The sequence below is a fragment of the Clostridium tetani genome, from assembly GCF_900167265.1.
GTDB classification, from domain to species: Bacteria; Bacillota; Clostridia; order Clostridiales; family Clostridiaceae; genus Clostridium_G; species Clostridium_G tetani.
In genome coordinates, this window is sequence record NZ_FUWT01000006.1 from 59,942 (window position 1) to 79,194 (window position 19,253).

Genomic DNA, 19,253 nt, shown 5'->3' on the forward strand with positions numbered 1-19,253 from the left:
ATAATATGTTAAATAAATTTAAAAGTTGAAAGGATTTTCAGAAAGTTTATAGAAATTAAAATATACGGAGATGAGGTGAAGGTATGGTAGATATTTTTATTAAATACCATGATATTGAACTTTCCACTGTAACTAAGAATTGTGTAGAAGATATATATCAAAGTTTGAGTTTAGATAAAGAGTGTATAAATAAAAATATATGTTTTGATTATATATATGAAAGATTTTTAGAATATTACATAAGTGAAAATGAATTTTTTCTTAAAATTAAAAACAAAGATAACAGTATTGGAATAATAAAGGGAAGAATGGAATTTACAAATACAGTTGAAATATGGTTAAACTGTTTCTATATTTATGAAATATATAGAAATAAAGGACAAGGAGCTAAGGTATTAGATATATTTACAAAAGAAATAAAAAAAGAATTTTTGGTTCAAGATATTTATTCAGTGTTATCTAATGATAAGCTAAAGTATTTGGGATTCTGGTATAAGAATGGATATAGTGTTATAAAAAATATAAAAAAAGATTATGGTTATAAATATAATAATTTTATAATTTTAAAAAAAGAAAGGTAGGAATTTTTTTATGGATGAAAATCTTTTATGGGCAATAGAAAAAAGAGTAGAAAGAGTTATAAAAGCTTTAGAGAAAAACAACATGGAGGGATATTATGTTAAAGATGAAAATGAGGCCTTAGAAAAAATAAAAGAATTTTTAAAGAAAGGATCTACGATTACTGCTGGAGGTTCAAGAAGTTTATTTGAAATAGGGGCTATAAGCCTTTTAAAAAATGGAGAATATAATTTTTTAGATAGAGATAAAGAAGGTATAACAAAAGAAGAATGTGGAAGAATATACAGAGAAGCATTTTTTGCAGATACTTATTTGTGTAGTACAAATGCCATAACTGAAACAGGAGAACTTTATAATATAGATGGAAATGGGAATAGGGTAGCTGCTATGATATTTGGGCCTAAGGAAGTTATTGTGGTTACTGGTATAAACAAAATAGTTAAAAATACGGAGGAGGCTGAAATCAGATTAAGAACTATAGCTTCTCCTGCAAATGCTAAAAGACTTAATTTAGATACGCCTTGTGCTAAAGTTGGGTATTGTATGGATTGTAATAGTGATAATAGAATATGTGCAGCCTATGTGACCTTAAAAAAACAAAGAGAAAAGGGAAGAATAAAAGTTATAATAGTAAATAAAAATTTGGGATATTAGTTATATATTATTAAGGTAAATTTAAGAAATTGTTAAGAAACCTTGACTTGTTAGTTTAAAGTATTTTATAATACGTACTATGCTGAATCCTATTTAAAAAAATAGGTACGGAGGAACCAAGAAATAGGGGTTAATCTTTAAATGTTTAAAGAAGGGAAAACCTTGACCTAACCCGTCAGCTAACTTCGGAAGCAAGAAAGGTGGAAAAAATGAATAATAAAAAAACGAAAAACTTATTAATTTCTATGGTTATGTTCTGTGCTATTTTGTTTGGATTAAACAAGGTAAACATTGTAAAAGCAGATGCACCAATAAGAACAACCAATTCTCTTAGTAAAAAAGTAGTAACAGCAAATGTAAAGACCAATAAATGCATAGTTGTACCTAAAAAAGATACAGGTTCATTACAAAGTAAAAATGGAGATTCTTTAAGTAGAGGAAGTTCTAGAGGTGTGGATTTAGTATCTTATTCTTATCAATTCATGGGAAAGCCTTATGTATGGGGAGCTTCAGGACCAAATTCTTTTGACTGTTCAGGTTTTACTGCCTATGTATACAAAAACTTTGGAGTGAATTTAGATCATTACACAGGTTCACAGTATGAAGAAGGAAAACCAGTAAGCAAATCTGAATTAATCCCTGGAGATTTAATATTTTTTAATACTACCAGCAGTATTTCACATGTAGGTATTTATGTAGGAGGAGGGCAATTTATACATGCATCCTCTGGTGGTGGAAAAGTTATAGTAAGTGATTTATCTGGTAGTTATTATGTAAGTAGGTATGCTGGTGCTAGGAGAATGTTTTAGTTTTTATTTTTAAAATTTATAACCTAACTTTAAAATATTTTAAGGTTAGGTTTTTTGTTGTCATAAAATACATATATAAAAATACTAATTATATATAGAGATAATTTGGAGGTGATTGGTATTAAGTATACAAGATATGATTTGGAAAAGAAGAGAAAGAGTAACTTTTTATTTTTAGCAATAATAATAGGTATATTATTATTGGCTTTTATAGTAGGAAGTGCTTTTTTTAATATTTTTATTAAAAAATCTTCAGAAGACAAAGTACAAAATAATGTGAATAAAGCAAATGAAGTAAAAAAAGAAGCTTCTATAAAACTAAGAGAACAGAAATTTGTTGTTATACAGGGGGGATTATTTAAGAATAAAGAGTACTTAGAAAGTAATAAAAATAAACTAAGAACTTTTGGAGAACCATTTTGTGTAGAAGAGGATAGAGGAACAAGAGTTTTTGTAGGAATATATGAAGAAAAAGAAGGAGAACTAATGATGACAAAACTAAAGGAAAAAAACATAGATAATTCCAAAATGACTTTTAGCATTAAAATAGAAAATCAATGTGATGCCGAATTATCAGAAATAATAAAAACATATATTAAAGTTCTAAGTAAATTAAATGAAAAAGATATTAAATCTATAAAAATAAAAGAATTTAAAAATTGGTGTAAAAGTTTAGAAAGTTCCAATAAGAAATATAAAAATTCAAATATAAAAGATGAATTGAAAGATCATATAAATAAATTACCTGATGAATTACATAAACAAAATGTTACTAAGGAGTATATTTTTATTTATAACATTTTAAATAGAATATCAAATTCATAATAAAAAAACTGTGACACAGTTTTTTTATTAATGAACAACCATTAGAGCAATGAACAATGAACAATGAACAATTTAGGAGATTTTTCTTCGCTGTGCTCTGAAAAATTTTAATCTTATTTTGTAGGCTCGTTTAGTTAAGCTAAACATTGCTATTTTAGTTAAGAGCTAAATGTAAAGATTTTATAAAATTAAAAACTTTTCGAAATGATAATTGAGAAAAGATGTCCATAATTATTTATTGTTCATTATCCCTTGTTCCTTCTTCATTAATTAAAAGTTAATAATAGCAATATAAGAGGGTTTTACTAAATATAAAAAAACTTTTAACAATATAGTTAACATACTTGTTTAACATTTTATTAAATGATAAACTATAAAAAGATATGTAGTAACATATCTTTTTATAGTTTATTATTTTGCAAATTAAATATGAACTATGATATATTTTGTACAATAATGGTAATAATCATTAATAAAAGAATGTTTGGATGTGAAATAATGAATTTTATACTAGCGTCCTCTTCAGAGAGAAGAAAGGAATTACTAAAAAGAATAGTAGAAAATTTTGAAGTTATACCTTCGGATTATGATGAAAAAGAAGTTGCATTTAATGGTAATTGTTCTGAATATGTTATGGAATTATCAAAGGGAAAAGCTTTAAATGTTGCTAGTAAATTAAAAAGAGATAGTGGAATTATAATAGCTTCAGATACAATTGTGTATTTTAATGGAGAAGTTCTGGGAAAACCTTCATCTAAAGAGCATGCCTATGAAATGTTAAAATCTTTGAGTGGAGAGGTGCATGAGGTATATTCGGGAATAGTTATTTACGACTTATCATCAAAAAAAATAAAAGCTGACTATAGTTGCAGTAAAGTTAAATTTTCAAATTTGGATGATAAAATGATAAGAGAGTACATAAAAACTGGAGAGCCTATGGATAAAGCTGGATCATATGGAATTCAAGGGTATGGAGGTATTTTTGTTGAAAAAATTCATGGTTGCTATTATAATATTGTAGGGCTTCCTATAAATAAATTATACTTTTTATTAAAGGAGATGGGGGTAAATCTATAAAGGAGAATTTTAAGTATGAATAATGCTATAAGAATTATGGATTTACCAGAAAATGAAAGGCCCAGAGAAAAATTAACAAGATATGGAGTGGAAAGTCTTTCTAATATAGAACTTTTAGCTTTAATCTTAAGAACAGGTAACAAAAGTGAAAATGTGATAAGCTTGTGTGCAAGAATTTTAGAAAGATGCGGGGGATTAAATGGACTTTTTAATGCAAATAGAGGAGAATTGTTAAATATAAATGGAGTAGGAGAGGCTAAAGCCTCACAAATATTAGCTCTTTTAGAATTAACAAAGCGATTTAGATCCTTTAAATCTGGAGAGAATTATAACATAACTAATCCAAAAGATGCAGCTTATTTAGTAATGGAAGAAATGAGATGGTTAAAGCAAGAGTATTTAAAAGTAATATTATTGAATACAAAAAATTATGTAATAAAAGTAAAAGATGTATTTATAGGTAGTTTAAATTCTTCTATAGTACATCCAAGAGAAATATTTTTAGAAGCTATAAAAAATAATAGTTATTCAATAATAATATGCCATAATCATCCATCAGGGGATACTACTCCAAGCAAAGAAGATATCAATGTATCAAATAGAATAAAAGAGTGCGGGAAACTAATTGGGATAGAGTTACTAGATCATATAATAATTGGTAACGGTGTTTACATAAGTTTAAAAGAAAAAGACATATTGTAATTGAAAGGAGAAAGAATTAATGGGATTATTTGGAATGTCTAGAGATATGGGAATAGATTTAGGAACTGCAAATACGCTTATATATGTAAAGGGAAAGGGTGTTGTTTTAAGGGAACCTTCAGTTGTAGCTATTAATAGTGATACTAAAAGGGTTTTGGCTGTAGGTGATGAAGCGAAACAAATGATAGGTAGAACACCAGGAAATATAATTGCAATAAGACCTTTAAAAGATGGTGTTATTGCTGATTTCGATGTTACTCAAGCTATGTTAAAGAAATTTATTGAAAAAGTTAGCCCTAAAAGTGCATTTACAAGCCCAAGAATAGTGGTTTGCTTTCCTTCAGGAGTAACAGAAGTTGAGAGAAGAGCTATAGATGAGGCAACAAAGTCAGCGGGAGCAAGAGAAGTGCTTTTAATGGAAGAGCCAATGGCTGCTGCCATCGGAGCAGGATTACCAGTTAATGAGCCTACAGGTAGTATGGTAGTAGATATTGGAGGGGGTACTACAGAGGTTGCAATTATTTCTCTAGGGGGAATAGTTACCAGCAAATCCCTAAGAGTAGCGGGAGATGAATTAGATCAAGCTATAATTAATTATATAAAGAAACAATATAATTTAATGATAGGTGAAAGAACGGCTGAAAATGTTAAAATAGAATTAGGATCCGCTTATGAGAGTGAAGAAGAAGAAAAAATAATGGAAATAAGAGGAAGAGATCTAATAACAGGACTTCCTAAGGTGATAAATATTAGAGAAAATGAAGTTAGAGAAGCATTACAAGAACCAATTTCGGCAATAATAGATGCTATAAAAAGTACTTTGGAAAAAACACCACCAGAACTTGCTTCAGACATTATTGATAAAGGTATTATGTTAACAGGTGGAGGAGCCATGTTAAAAGGGATAGACTTGCTTATAAATGAAGAGACTCATATGCCTGTAAATATAGCAGAAACAGCTATAGATTGTGTTGCAATCGGTGCTGGAAAAGCATTAGATACTTTAGATAAGCTTATGGAAAATAAAAAAAGATAAACTATGAAATTTATAAAAAATAAACTGGCAGTGACTATAGTAATACTGTCAGTTACATTTTTAATATTGATAGGTTATAGTATAAAAAGAAATAAAGTGTCTATTGCAGAAAGTGGTACAGGTAAGGCAATTAATTCAGTTCAAGGTGTTTTTTACAAGACTAATAGAGGGATAAAAAATTTTTTCTATGTAATATTTAATTATTCTGATATAAAAACTGATTATGAAGAGTTAAAATTACAAAATGAAAAACTAAAAGATAAGGAACTGGCTTATGATACATTAAAAGAAGAAAATAATAAATTAAGAGAGATGCTCAATTTTAAGAGACAAGCAGAAGGTTATGAATATGTAGGTTGCGATATAATAGGTAAGAGCGGTGGAGTATATTTAGATGGTTTCACTATAAACAAAGGATTTAAGGATGGAATAGAAAAGCAGATGATAGCGGTTACTAATCAAGGTTTGGTAGGACAAGTTATTTCAGTTGGGGAAAATTGGGCTAAAGTTCAAACATTATCCAATGAAAATATGGCAGTTAGTGGTATTGTACAGAGTACTAGGGAAAATATGGGCGTTGTTAAAGGATTTAAAGACAGCAATAATAATCAATTAGCAAAATTATATTATCTTCCATTGGAATCTAAAATAAAAAAAGGGGACATAATTCTTACTTCTGGATTAGACGGAGGATTATATCCTAAAGGTATAAAGATAGGATATGTTATAGATATTGAGGAAGATAAGGGTAAAGTTATGAAAAATGCTGTAATTCAACCTTATGTGAATTTTAGCAAACTAGAAGAGGTTTTTATTGTAGTTCCAAAAGAGAAACTTAGTATAAATCATTAGGGGGATAAGAATGAAGAAAGTTATAACTTTATTTTGTATAGTTACGATTTTAATTATATTAGATAATTCTTTTATTCCCTTTTTTTCTATTAAGGGTTTTTACCCTAGCCTTACATTTATATTTATAATATCATATTCAATTATAAATGGAATATGGGAAGGAATTTGGATAGGAGTATTTTCAGGGTTACTTCAAGATCTATATTTTATAAATGCAATGGGGATAAATGCTTTTACCAATATGATTTGCTGCATTTTAGCAGCATTTATAGGAAAAAATATATTTAAGGAAAAGTTATTAATTCCTGTTTTAAGTGAATTTTTATTAAGTATATTAAAAGGTTTAATACTATTTATAATATTTTATGCATTGAAGATGAAATTAAATATTAAACCTGTATTTGCTAGTGGTATATATAATATGATTATATCTATAGTAGCTTATAGGTTAACACTAAAACTATGTAGTTTAGATTATATGCAAAAAGATTGGAAATTTTAAGGAATGGTGATACATGAACAAGAAAAAAAAACAGCTAAATAGGTATACTGCTTTTTTTATTACTATAGCTTTGGTTTACTCTCTTATAGCTTATAAGCTAGCATATCTTCAAGTAGTCAAATCAGAACAATATAAAGAAAGAGCTAATACCACAGCAATAACAGAGATACCAGATGCTGCTCCTAGAGGAAATATAATAGATAGAAAGGGAGTAGTTTTAGCTACTAATAAACAAAGCTATATGCTAGTTTATAATGAAACCCCAGAAAATAAAAAATACTTTTTTCAAACTATGGATAAATTATTCCAAATATTAAATGAAAATAAGGAACAATTTCAAGATGAACTAGAACTAAAAATTAATCCATATAGATTTGAATTTAAATCTAGTGATGAAAATGTTAGAAATATGCAGGAGCTTAGATTTAAAAAAGATAGAGGATTAAATGAAAAAGTTAAAAAACAACTTTTCCCTGGTAAGAAAGACAAATTAACAGATGAAGAAGAAAAACAAATAGATAAAGAGTTATTAAAAATTTCTCCAGAAGAAACTTACAATTATTTAATAGAAAGTTATGGAATATATCCTAAAGAGGATTTTTTAAATTTAATAAAGCAATACGAGGTAGATAAAGATGAAGCTTATAAGGAAATTATTAAAAGATTTAATATTTCTCCCTCGGAGGATTTGAAAAATAAATTAGATAAATATTCTAAAGTAAAATCAAAAGAAGCTAAAAAAATATATAAAGAATTAATTAGTCAATATGGTATAGATAAAATGGAGTATGATAAAGAGCTCCAAAGAAAGTATATGATAATTAGAGATACCATGAAAATGCAAAGATTTTCAGGATATAAGCCTGTAATTATTTCTAGTAACATACAAAAGAATACAGCCTTTATAATACTAGAGAGATTAAATGAATTACCAGGTATAGATGTAACTATTCAACCTTTGAGACATTATCCCAACGGAGAACTAGGCTCTGCTTTCATAGGCTATATTTCAAAAATAAGTGGAGATACAGAAAAATATAAAGAAAAAGGATATGATGTAAACTCTGATTATGTTGGAGTTGCAGGAATAGAGAGCGTATTTGAAGATAGATTAAAAGGAGCTAAGGGAGGAAGAATAGTAAAATTAAATCAACAGGGAAGAATAATAGAAGAACTAGCAAGAAGAGAACCTTATCCTGGACAAACGTTAAAACTTACAGTAGATGAAGAAATGCAAAAAGCCGCAGAAACTACTTTAGATAAAGTAATGGCAGATTTAAGAGCTAATCCAAATCAAAGTTACGATAATGCAAATACAGCAAATGCCACAAGAGGGGCAGCTGTAGCAATAGATGTTAAAACAGGGGGAATACTAGCTTTGGCTAGTAGACCAGGATATGACCCTAATATCTTTGCAGTACCAGGAAAACTTACTACAGAATTATATAATAAATTTTTTAACCCAGATTTAGAGGCTTTTGCCAAAGACTATATAGCAGCAAGAAGTTTACCAGTTACTGTAGATGAATTATTTCCACCTTTAAATAAAGATAAAAAAACTAGTGGAAAGGTGCCTAGAAAAGATGAATATGATATATATCCTAAACCATTTTTTAACTATGCAACTTCGACTTTTGCACCACCAGGATCTACCTTTAAGGCTTTAACAGCAATAGCTGGCTTAGAAGAGGGAGTTATAACACCAACTGAAACTATATATGATAACCTTGTATTCACTAAGCATGGCTACAAAGGTAGAAGCTGGAATGCTGTTTCCAAAGGAAATTTAAATGTAGTAGATGCATTAGCATGTTCCAATAACTACTATTTCTTTGAAGTTGGAGATAGACTTTATAAAAAAGGTTTAGATACATTGGCTAAATACGCTTGGAAATTTGGGCTAGGTGTAGATCCCAATGGAAAAGAATCTCCTACTACAGGAATAGAAATACCAGAAAATTTTGGGCAAGTATTTAATGTGCAATCAGAAAAAAATAAAGCTTCAAATATTTATATGTGGAATTTATATGATGAATTAAAATCCATAAAAAATGTTGTAGGTAAAAATCAGGGAATAAATATTCAAATAAATGAAGAAGATAGCGATAGCATAAAAGAAATAAAATCAAATATTCAAAATACTATAAAAGAAGAAATGAGATATAGTAGTATAAAGAATTTTTCAAAGGAAATAGATGGACAATTAAGAGAGTTAATAGATAAAGATCCAAAGTTAAAGGATATAAAATTTACTGATGGAGATATATCAAAGTGTGTTAATAAAATAAATATAGCGGTAAATGGTGTTAAGGAAGAATCAAAAAGACCAGGAAATGTATATAATGCTTCTATAGGTCAGGGGTCAAATTATTTTACACCTTTACAGCTAGCAAATTTTGTTGCTATGATTGCTAATGGAGGAACTAGATATTCTCTTCACTTAGTAAATGAGTATTTAGATGCAGATAATAATGTAATACAAAAAGTAAAACCAGAAGTAATTGAGAAGATAGACATAAAACCAGAAACTCTTGAAGCGGTAAAAGAAGGAATGTATGCAGTTACATCTGATGACGAAGGAACTGGATCGTCTCAGTTAAGGGATTTTCCTATAAGAACAGGAGGTAAAACAGGATCAGCTACTTTCAATGAGAGAATACAGGAAAAGGTAGGTAGAACCTCTGGTGCGGTGTATATAGGTTTTGCTCCTTATGATAATCCGGAAATTGCAGTAGCTGTAATGGTATTAGATGGAGCACATGGAGGATACGTTATTCCTGTAGCTAAATCTATGTATGAAGCTTATTTTAAAGAAGAGTTAAAAAAGCAAAACTATAATTTTCAGTTTTATAAAGAAAAATAATTTTAAGGGCATATACAACAATGTATGTGTCCTTTTTTAGAAAAAATATTTGAAAATGAAGGATTTGTTTAATTTATGTTGAAATATACTATATGTCGGCTTTTGGAGGTTTATAATTTATGTTAGATAATAATATTATAATAAAAGGTAACAGAGACGGATTGAATGCAGTTATAAATATGAATAACTTTAGAGATTTTGATGATATGTTAGAATCTTTAATGGAAAAGTTATCTAAGGGGCGACTCTTTTACAAAGGATGTACTCTTAAAATAATCACGGAATTAAAATATATAAATGAAAGAGAATTTAGAAGATTAAAGGATGTACTTTTTGATGAATTTTTAATAAAAGATTGTATATTTGAGGATTCCGAAGAAAAAGTAAATAAACCTTTTTCAGGTATATATGAAGGAAAAACTAAATTTATAAGAAGAACTGTTAGAAGTGGACAAGTAATTAGATATCCAGGGAACCTAGTCATATTAGGAGATGTGAACTCAGGTTCAGAAATATATGCTGGAGGAAATGTAATAGTTTTAGGCTCATTGAGAGGATATGTACATGCTGGAGTAAGAGGAAATAGAAAGGCAGTAGTTGCAGCATATTTTATGCAACCTCAAATGCTTCAAGTGGGAGATGTAGCAACTAGAGCACCAGAAGACAATGTAAAACCTCAATATCCTGAAATAGCAAAAGTAAGGGGAGATACAATTGTAGTAGAACCTTACCTACCAAATAAGTTTATATGAGGAGGAAATCATATGGGAGAAACTATAGTAATAACTTCTGGAAAAGGCGGAGTTGGAAAAACAACTACTACAGCTAATTTAGGCACTGCATTGGCATCTATGGATAAAAAAGTAGTTGTAATAGATGGTGATACTGGTCTTAGGAATTTAGATGTGTTGATGGGATTAGAGAATAGAGTTGTTTTTACTCTTATGGATGTTATAGATGGAAACTGTAAATTGAAACAAGCGCTTATAAAAGATAAAAGATTTAACAATCTTTATTTATTGCCTACAGCTCAAATAAGAGATAAATCTGATATTAGTAAGGAAAATATGTTAAATCTAATAAGCGAATTAAGAAATGATTTTGATTATATTTTAATAGATTGTCCTGCTGGTATAGAACAAGGATTTGAAAATGCTGTAGCTGGTGCAGATAGAGCAATAGTTGTAGTAAATCCAGAAGTAACATCAGTTAGAGATGCAGATAGGGTTATAGGTAAATTAGAATCAAAAGGCATAGAAGATCATCAGTTAATAATAAATAGGATAAACCCAGAGATGGTGAGAGTGGGAGACATGTTAGCGGTACAAGATATTTTAGATAGCTTAGCTATAAAACTTATAGGCATTGTACCTGACGATAGAAATATAACTGTATCAACTAATAGGGGAGAGCCTATAGTATTAAATGATAATTCAAAGTCAGGACAAGCGTTTAAAAATATAGCTAGAAGAATTACTGGAGAGGAAGTTCCATTTATAAGTATTGATAATGATGGAAAAGGGTTCTTTAACACATTAAAGAAATTTTTCGGTGTACAATAGGGAGGATTAATATGAGTATCTTTGATATGTTTAGCAAGAAAGATTCCCCTCAAGCAGTGGCGAGAGATAGACTTAGACTTATATTGATACACGATAGATGTAGCGTGTCACCAGAAATATTGGATAAAATAAGAACAGATATAATGAAGGTTATATCAAAATACGTAGAAATAGATGAAGGGGAATTGGATGTAAAAATGACTAATTCTGAAGAGTTAGAAGGAAATGCTCCTGCCCTTATAGCAAGCATTCCAATAAAATCTATGAAAACAAGGTGAATTTAATGAACAACTAACAATGAATAATGAACAATTTAGGAGGATTTTCTTCCTTATGTCAGAAAATCTTTAATTTTATTTAAAATAGGTAGATAGTTGAATTATGGAGTAGCTCGTTAAGCTTTGCTTAACATCGAGGGTATTTTAGATTTAGCTACTTATAAAAGTTCAGCTTTGCTGAACAAAAGGGTTTTATATAATTAAAATTTTTTTGTAATGACAATGGAGGAAAAGGTATCCATAATTGTGCATTATTCATTATTCATTTAAAAAGGCTGTGTATAAATTATACATAGCTTTTTTTGAATTCAGTTGTTATAATCATAATGTAGTGGAGGGAGAAAAAATGTTAGAAAAATTGAAAATAAATAAAAAATTGTTAAGAGAATTAGATTATAGCATAATAATAATTTGTTTAATAATAGCTTTTTTCGGAGCGTTAAATATATACAGCGCAACTCATTTAAAAGTAGGTATAGCCGTTTTTAAATCGCAATTAGTTTGGATTACATTAGGTTTAATTGTAACTTATCTTATGTTAGCAATCGACTATTCCCTAATAGAAAATTATGCGGATATAATATATTGGTTTGGAGTAATATTATTGTTTTTAAATGATACTATATTTAAATCTACAGTTAATGGAGCAGGATCCTGGTTGAAAATAGGTTCTGTTACTATAGGACAACCTTCAGAACTTGCAAAGGTAGGACTTATATTGATGATTGCAAAAAAAGTAGATCAAATGGAGGGGGATATAAATAATTTAAAAAATCTTTCCACCCTAGCTTTGTATGCTGGAATACCAATGGTATTAATAGTTATACAGCCAGATATGGGAATGACTATGGTGTGTTTTTTCATCGTTTTAGGAATGTTATTTATAGCAGGACTTAACCCTAAAATAATAGCTGGAGGATTTTCAGCTATATTTGTAGCTATAATAGGTATATGGAATTCTCCTCTTATGCAACCTCACTGGAAGGAAAGATTGATATCCTTTGTTAACCCAGAGTCAGATGAATTAGGAGTTGGGTTACAAGTTGTACAATCAAAAATAGGTATAGGTTCTGGTGGATTTGCTGGAAAAGGATTTTTAAAAGGAACTCAAGTTGCAGGAGGGTTTGTACCAGAATCACATACAGATTTTATATTTGCAGTAGTTGGAGAAGAGTGGGGTTTTATAGGAGCGGTGTTTTTACTAGTTTTATATGGCATATTAATGTATAAATTTATAAACATAGCCAGAGATTCAAAGGATAGATTTGGTACTATGGTAAGTGTAGGAGTGGCATCTATGTTTTTATTTTCAATACTTCAAAATATGGGAATGACAATAGGGTTAGTACCTGTATCTGGTATAACTCTACCATTTATGAGTTATGGAGGAAGTGCATTAACCACTGCATTTATGTCTGTAGCATTGGTTTTGAATGTTGGCATGAGAAAAAAGAAAATAAACTTTTAGGGTGAGTAAATAAAAGACTGTTAACTTTAAAATAGAGTTAACAGTTTTTTAAATTATATCCTGACATTATTAATATTTAGTATAGAGAGTAAATATATATAATATAGGATTAATTACTAGGGAGGTTTATTTGTAATGTCAGGATATAATTCTCAATATGAAGAATATTATAAAGGGCTTAGAAATGGAAAAGGTGGAAATTTTGACTTTTACAGAGGGTCAACAAATGGAAATAGAAAAAGAAAATCTAAAAGTATATGGAATAAATTCATAAAACAATTAATTGGAACTGTGGTATTATTTTCCATAGTAATACTATGTAAATTAATAGTAACTCCTGAAACAAAAGCCTTTTACAATTATTCCAAAGAAATTGTAAATAAAAACTATGATTATAAAAAAATATACAGTAAAATAAATACCATCCAATTCAAAGATCTTGAAGATGAGTTTATAGGGTATATAGAAAAAATAAAAAAGAAAACTACAGGTAAACAAACAATCATGGAAAAAACTAAAGAGAATTTTATAGTGCCAATAAAAGGAACTATAACATCGGATTATGGCTATAGAGTGGATCCTATAGAGAAAAGTAAAGTATTTCACTATGGAATAGATATAGATGCAAAGGAAAATACAGAAGTGCTAAGTTCATATAATGGTAAAATTAAAGATTTAGGAGAAGATACAACTTTAGGTAAATACATTTTAGTAGATCATGGAGATGGTATAGAGACGAAGTATGGTCATCTTAATAAAATAAATGTAAAAAAAGGACAGACTATTGGAAAAGGACACGTTATTGGACATAGTGGTAATACTGGAAAATCTACAGAACCCCATTTACATTTTGAACTTATGTATATGGGAGATAATAAAGATCCTAAAGAATTTATAGAAATGAAGTAGGTGGAGAATAAATATTGATAAAGATAAATAAATACTTTTTGCCCTATGTCATAATTTTATTAATGCTGGGTTTTAGAGAGAAAATTATTATTTCTTTTATATTAGTATTTTTACATGAATTAGTGCATTGTTTAGTAGCGAAAGCTTTAGGTTTTAAAGGTTTTAATATAGAGATACTCCCTGTTGGAGCAGTGTTAAAATTAAAGGATATAGACGAAGCGTCAGCTAAAGAGGATTTAATAATAGCACTATCTGCTCCTCTTTTAAATATATTTTTGGGAGTTTTATTTTATTTTTTATATAGAATACATGGACATGAGTTGCTTTATATTTTTTTTCAGTACAATATGGTAATTGGAGGAATTAATTTAATACCAGCCTTTCCTTTAGATGGAGGAAGAATAGTTAGGGATATAATAAGAGGCAAAACTGTATATAAAGTAGCAAATAAAATAACAGTATATATAAGTATATTTATAGGGATAATTTTAATGGGCATCTATCTTTTTTTATTTTTTGCAGGAAATAATAACATTAGCTTAGGAATAATTGCACTTTTTATAATGATTTCATCCTTAAATGAAAAAAATAGAATGGCATATGTAATTATGAGTGATATTATAAAAAAGCAGGATAAATTTATAAAAAGAGGATATATAGAGAATAGCAGTATATCTGTATATTACAAAAAAGATTTGTTAAGTGTGATTAGTATAATAGAAAAAGATAAATATAATATATTTTTTATATTAGATGAAAATATGAATATAATCCATACATTATATGAAAGTGATATTCTAGAAGGATTAAAATTATATGGCAATATGAGTTTAGAAGAACTTGTAACAGTGAATAACGAATAACTAATAGTGAATAGTTAAGGACAATTTTATAACAATTTTAAGTAATATTTAATAAGTCTACACAAATAAAATTAAGGATTTTCTGTAGTAAAACAGAAGAAAATCTTCAATAATTGTTCATTATTTATTATTCATTATTCATTGCTAATTGTCCATGAACTTAAATATATGCTAAAATAGAGGAATGAAAACCTAGGAGGAGGTAATTTGTTTAATGAACTTTAATTTAGATGATATACTTTATAAAGTTGAGAAACCAGGAAGATATATAGGAGAAGAATTTAATTCATGTATAAAAGATAAGGAAAAAGTAGACATAAGGTTTGCATTTTGCTTTCCAGATGTATATGAAGTCGGAATGTCCCATTTAGGAATGAAAATACTATATTATACATTAAATAAAAGAGAAGATACTTATTGTGAAAGGGCTTTTGCACCATGGCCAGATATGGAAAAGGAGCTAAGAGATAATAATATTCCTCTTTTTACATTAGAAACAAAGGACTCTCTAAAGAATTTTGATTTTGCAGGATTTACTTTACAGTATGAAATGAGTTATACCAATATTTTAAATATGCTTAATATGAGTGATATACCTCTAACTTATGAAGAAAGAAGTGAAGAAGATCCCCTTGTAGTTTGTGGGGGACCATGTGCTTATAATCCAGAACCCCTATATAAAATAGTGGATTTCTTTGTATTGGGAGAAGGAGAAGAAGTAACTAATGAATACTTAGACTTATACAAAGAATTTAAAAGACAGGGAAAAAGTAAAAAGGAATATTTAAGAGCCATTTCAAAAATAGAAGGTATATATGTACCTTCCCTTTATGAAGCTTCATATAATGAGGATGGAACTTTAAAAGATTTTAAAGCTATTTATGAAGATGTGCCTAAAAAGGTAAAGAAAAGAATAATAGAGGATTTAAATGCAGTAGATTATCCAGATAAATTAATAGTACCTTATACTGAAATAGTTCACGATAGGATTACTTTAGAAACTTTTAGGGGATGTACTAGGGGTTGTAGATTTTGTCAAGCGGGAATGATATATAGACCAGTAAGAGAAAAGGGTAAGGACAGGTTAATAGAATTAGCAGATGAATTACTAAAATCTACAGGTTACAATGAGATATCATTAACATCTTTAAGTATTTGCGATTACTCAGATGTAGACAGTTTAATCAAAATTTTAATAGAAAAGTATATGAATGAAAAGGTAGGAATATCTTTGCCATCCCTTAGAATAGACTCCTTTTTCGTAGATTTAATAAATGAAATACAAAAGGTTAGAAAGACAGGTCTTACTTTTGCACCAGAAGCTGGAACACAAAGAATGAGAGATGTTATAAATAAGGGTGTAGATGAAGAAGATTTAATAAGAACTGTAAAAAGTGCCTTTGAATCAGGTTGGTCTACTATAAAGTTATATTATATGTTAGGTTTACCTTATGAAACTATTGAAGATGCAAAAGGTATTGCTCATACTTCTCAAAAAGTAGTTGATCAATATTATAAAGTACCGAAGGATAAAAGAAAGAAAGGATTAAGGGTTACTGTAAGTACGGCTATATTTGTTCCTAAACCTTTTACTCCTTTCCAATGGGTAGCTCAAGATAGAGAAGAGGATGTAAAAGAAAAGATATATGCATTAAAAGATGAAATTAAAAGCAGGGCAATACATTTTACCTATCATGCCTCTAAAGTAAGCTTTTTAGAAGCAATATTTGCAAGAGGAGATAGAAGAATATGTGATGTGCTTATAAAAGCTTTTGAAAAGGGCTGTAAATTTGATGGTTGGTCAGAGTATTTTAGTTATGATACTTGGATGGAAGCTTTTGAAGAGTGTGGTATAGATCCAGAATTCTATGCTTATAGGAATAGAGAATATAGTGAATTATTACCTTGGGACTTTATTGATATAGGGGTAAATAAAGCATATTTAATAGAAGAAAATGAAAGAGCTAAAAGAGCAGAAGTAACAAAAGATTGTAGGCAAGGATGTACTAACTGTGGCGTAAACAAAAATTTAGGAGGTAATTGCTTTGAAGGTTCGATACTTAATAAAATTCACTAAAGGAAGTAATATAAAATTTATATCACATTTAGATCTTATGAAAACATTGCAAAGAATTATAAAAAGATCAGCTATTCCAATAGAATATTCTAAAGGATTTAATCCTCATATGACTATGTCCATAGCACAACCTTTATCAGTAGGCATATATTCAGAGGGTGAATATATGGATGTTGAGTTAACAGAAGATGTAGATACACATATAATTAAAAGTAGTTTAAATGAAAATACTACTAGAAATATAAATTTTTTAGAAGTGGTAAAAATAGAAGATAAAGAAGGGGAGAAAAAAACTCCTAAATCCATGGCAGCAATTGATGCAGCAAGATATAGAATAATCATAAAATATAATGATACAGAGAAGTTAGAAGAAGAATTAAAAAAATTAATGAGTTTAGAAAATTGGAATACTATAAAGAAGACTAAAAGAGGAGAGAATGAAGCAGATATAAAGCCATCAGTAAAAAAAATAAGCTACACTATAGAGGATAATAAGCTATATATAGATTGTATTTTAAGCTGTGGAAGTAGAGAAAATTTATCTGCAGACTTATTCTCACAATATATTAAAAGTAACACTACACATTCAGATTTGAATGCTTTCACAGATATAAAAAGAGAAGAACTTTATGGATTAAAGAAAGATAAATATATTCCATTATATGATTTTTTAAAATAAAATATCCTGCATAAGAGGTGTGAAATTTGAAGGAAATATTTATAGAACGACAGGATAGTGTTTTTAGAATAGCTATAAAGAAAAACAATGAATTAAAAGAATGTTATATAGAAGAGGATACTTTTGAACCTTTACCTGGTGAGATATATAGAGGAATTGTTAAAAATATAGTTCCAGGAATTAAATGTGCCTTTATAGATATAGGATATAAAAGCAATTGCTATATGTATTTAGATAGAAAGTTTAGAAATTTAGATATAAAAAAAGGTGAAGAAATAATGGTTCAAGTTTTAAAAGAACCAATAGATAAAAAAGGAGCCAAAGTAACTAATGCAGTATCTATACCAGGAAGATACTGTGTGTTAAATACCTTAGATAATGAATTAAAATTCTCTAAGAAAATAAATAATAATGATTTTATAAAATATGTACAAAGTAATATAAATAAACCAAAAGATATAGGTATAATGATAAGAACTAAAAGTGAAGAGGTATCAATAGAAACTCTAAAAGATGAAATAAACAGCCTATATGAAAGATATTTAGAAGTTAAAAATAAAATGTATTATTCCCCTAAAGTAGGATTACTAATGAAGGGTAGTGGAATATTAGGTAAAATCCTAAGGGATAAATTAGAGGATAAAAATACAAAGATATATATTAATAATGGTAAGGATTATAAATACATAAAAAAGTATATTGAGGATTTAGAAGATGTAAATGTAGAGTTAATACTACATGAAGAAAAAAGAGAGTTATTAGATTACTATGGCATAGAAAGAGAGATATTAAAACTAAGAAATAGTAAAGTTTCTTTAAAGTGCGGTGGACATATAGTAATTGAAAAAACTGAAGCTATGTATGTAATAGACATAAATTCAGGAAAAAATACTAAGAGTACTTCTATAAAAGATACGGCTTTTATAACAAATAAACAAGCGGCCATAGAAATTGCCAATCAAATAAAGCTTAGAAATTTAAGCGGAATAATAGTAGTAGATTTTATAGATATGAAAGATGAGGATAAAAAGGAAGAAGTAATCAACTTATTAAGAGAAGGTTTTAGTGAAGATAAATCTAAGGTAGTAGTATATCCCTTTACAGAATTAAATCTTGTTCAGATAACAAGAAGAAGAATGGGTAAGGTTTTATATGAATATATAGATGAACCTTGTAAAATCTGTAATGGTAAAGGGAGAAGAATAAAAATGTCCTATGTAGAATTCTTAATAAAAAATGAGATTCAAAAGGATAGAGCTATGAATCATATATACATAGAACTAAATGAAATGTATGAAGAAATAGTAGAGGAAAACTTAAGCCAGTTTATTTATGAAATTGGAGCTACTGATAAAAACATCTATCTTAAATTTTCAAATACAGATGAGGTGTTTAAGCTTGAACCTCTAGTATTTAGAAGTCAAATAGATAAATTAAAACATTATAAAGTTTATCCATAACTATTCACCATTATTTATTAGTTGAAAACCCAATAAAAAATCTTTACAAAGAATAACA

At 28.4% G+C, this 19,253-nt stretch carries 19 protein-coding genes and 1 riboswitch; all 19 genes read left to right on the top strand.

The window, feature by feature from the left end; translation table 11 throughout:
• Positions 1-83 precede the first annotated feature (83 nt).
• The 19 genes from B5D21_RS05955 (at position 84) to B5D21_RS06045 (ending at position 19,195) form a co-directional block, all read left to right on the top strand.
• The gene (locus B5D21_RS05955; RefSeq protein ID WP_011100237.1) at positions 84-581 is read left to right on the top strand and encodes a GNAT family N-acetyltransferase; all 498 of its coding nucleotides are present in this window, start codon (positions 84-86) and stop codon (positions 579-581) included.
• Between the two features lie 10 nt (positions 582-591).
• A complete protein-coding gene (locus B5D21_RS05960; RefSeq protein WP_011100236.1) occupies positions 592-1,233 on the top strand; it encodes a lactate utilization protein in 642 nt (213 codons plus the stop codon).
• A gap of 70 nt (positions 1,234-1,303) precedes the next feature.
• Positions 1,304-1,442, top strand: a riboswitch (cyclic di-AMP (ydaO/yuaA leader).
• On the top strand, positions 1,443-2,042 hold the full coding sequence (locus B5D21_RS05965; RefSeq protein ID WP_035124557.1) for a C40 family peptidase: 600 nt from the start codon (positions 1,443-1,445) through the stop codon (positions 2,040-2,042).
• Positions 2,043-2,183: 141 nt separating this feature from the next.
• The gene (locus tag B5D21_RS05970) at positions 2,184-2,867 is read left to right on the top strand and encodes a hypothetical protein (RefSeq protein ID WP_052040319.1); all 684 of its coding nucleotides are present in this window, start codon (positions 2,184-2,186) and stop codon (positions 2,865-2,867) included.
• Positions 2,868-3,365: 498 nt separating this feature from the next.
• The gene (locus tag B5D21_RS05975) at positions 3,366-3,944 is read left to right on the top strand and encodes a Maf-like protein (RefSeq protein WP_035109104.1); all 579 of its coding nucleotides are present in this window, start codon (positions 3,366-3,368) and stop codon (positions 3,942-3,944) included.
• 15 nt (positions 3,945-3,959) lie between these two features.
• Positions 3,960-4,646: a RadC family protein gene (gene radC / locus B5D21_RS05980; protein WP_011100232.1), complete on the top strand. Its 687-nt coding sequence runs from the start codon at positions 3,960-3,962 to the stop codon at positions 4,644-4,646.
• Positions 4,647-4,665: 19 nt separating this feature from the next.
• Positions 4,666-5,682: a rod shape-determining protein gene (locus tag B5D21_RS05985; RefSeq protein ID WP_011100231.1), complete on the top strand. Its 1,017-nt coding sequence runs from the start codon at positions 4,666-4,668 to the stop codon at positions 5,680-5,682.
• Positions 5,683-5,685: 3 nt separating this feature from the next.
• Positions 5,686-6,534: a rod shape-determining protein MreC gene (gene mreC / locus B5D21_RS05990; protein WP_011100230.1), complete on the top strand. Its 849-nt coding sequence runs from the start codon at positions 5,686-5,688 to the stop codon at positions 6,532-6,534.
• A gap of 10 nt (positions 6,535-6,544) precedes the next feature.
• Positions 6,545-7,036: a rod shape-determining protein MreD gene (gene mreD / locus B5D21_RS05995; RefSeq protein ID WP_011100229.1), complete on the top strand. Its 492-nt coding sequence runs from the start codon at positions 6,545-6,547 to the stop codon at positions 7,034-7,036.
• A gap of 13 nt (positions 7,037-7,049) precedes the next feature.
• On the top strand, positions 7,050-9,899 hold the full coding sequence (locus B5D21_RS06000) for a penicillin-binding transpeptidase domain-containing protein (protein WP_052040320.1): 2,850 nt from the start codon (positions 7,050-7,052) through the stop codon (positions 9,897-9,899).
• A 119-nt stretch (positions 9,900-10,018) separates the two neighbouring features.
• Positions 10,019-10,651, top strand: coding sequence for a septum site-determining protein MinC (minC, locus tag B5D21_RS06005; RefSeq protein WP_011100227.1), 633 nt, complete (start codon positions 10,019-10,021; stop codon positions 10,649-10,651).
• 12 nt (positions 10,652-10,663) lie between these two features.
• The gene (minD, locus tag B5D21_RS06010; RefSeq protein WP_011100226.1) at positions 10,664-11,461 is read left to right on the top strand and encodes a septum site-determining protein MinD; all 798 of its coding nucleotides are present in this window, start codon (positions 10,664-10,666) and stop codon (positions 11,459-11,461) included.
• Positions 11,462-11,472: 11 nt separating this feature from the next.
• Complete coding sequence (gene minE / locus B5D21_RS06015; protein WP_023439057.1) at positions 11,473-11,739, top strand: cell division topological specificity factor MinE; 267 nt, start codon at positions 11,473-11,475, stop codon at positions 11,737-11,739.
• Positions 11,740-12,085: 346 nt separating this feature from the next.
• Positions 12,086-13,207, top strand: coding sequence for a rod shape-determining protein RodA (rodA, locus tag B5D21_RS06020; protein WP_035109110.1), 1,122 nt, complete (start codon positions 12,086-12,088; stop codon positions 13,205-13,207).
• A 135-nt stretch (positions 13,208-13,342) separates the two neighbouring features.
• Positions 13,343-14,116 (top strand): M23 family metallopeptidase, encoded by a 774-nt coding sequence (locus B5D21_RS06025; RefSeq protein WP_011100224.1) that lies wholly within the window; start codon positions 13,343-13,345, stop codon positions 14,114-14,116.
• Positions 14,117-14,130: 14 nt separating this feature from the next.
• Positions 14,131-14,979: a M50 family metallopeptidase gene (locus tag B5D21_RS06030; protein WP_011100223.1), complete on the top strand. Its 849-nt coding sequence runs from the start codon at positions 14,131-14,133 to the stop codon at positions 14,977-14,979.
• Positions 14,980-15,193: 214 nt separating this feature from the next.
• A complete protein-coding gene (locus B5D21_RS06035; RefSeq protein WP_011100222.1) occupies positions 15,194-17,056 on the top strand; it encodes a TIGR03960 family B12-binding radical SAM protein in 1,863 nt (620 codons plus the stop codon).
• Positions 17,025-17,735 (top strand): TIGR03936 family radical SAM-associated protein, encoded by a 711-nt coding sequence (locus B5D21_RS06040; RefSeq protein ID WP_011100221.1) that lies wholly within the window; start codon positions 17,025-17,027, stop codon positions 17,733-17,735. Before B5D21_RS06035 ends, B5D21_RS06040 begins: the two co-directional genes overlap by 32 nt.
• 26 nt (positions 17,736-17,761) lie before the next feature.
• Positions 17,762-19,195, top strand: coding sequence for an Rne/Rng family ribonuclease (locus tag B5D21_RS06045; RefSeq protein WP_011100220.1), 1,434 nt, complete (start codon positions 17,762-17,764; stop codon positions 19,193-19,195).
• Positions 19,196-19,253: the final 58 nt, after the last annotated feature.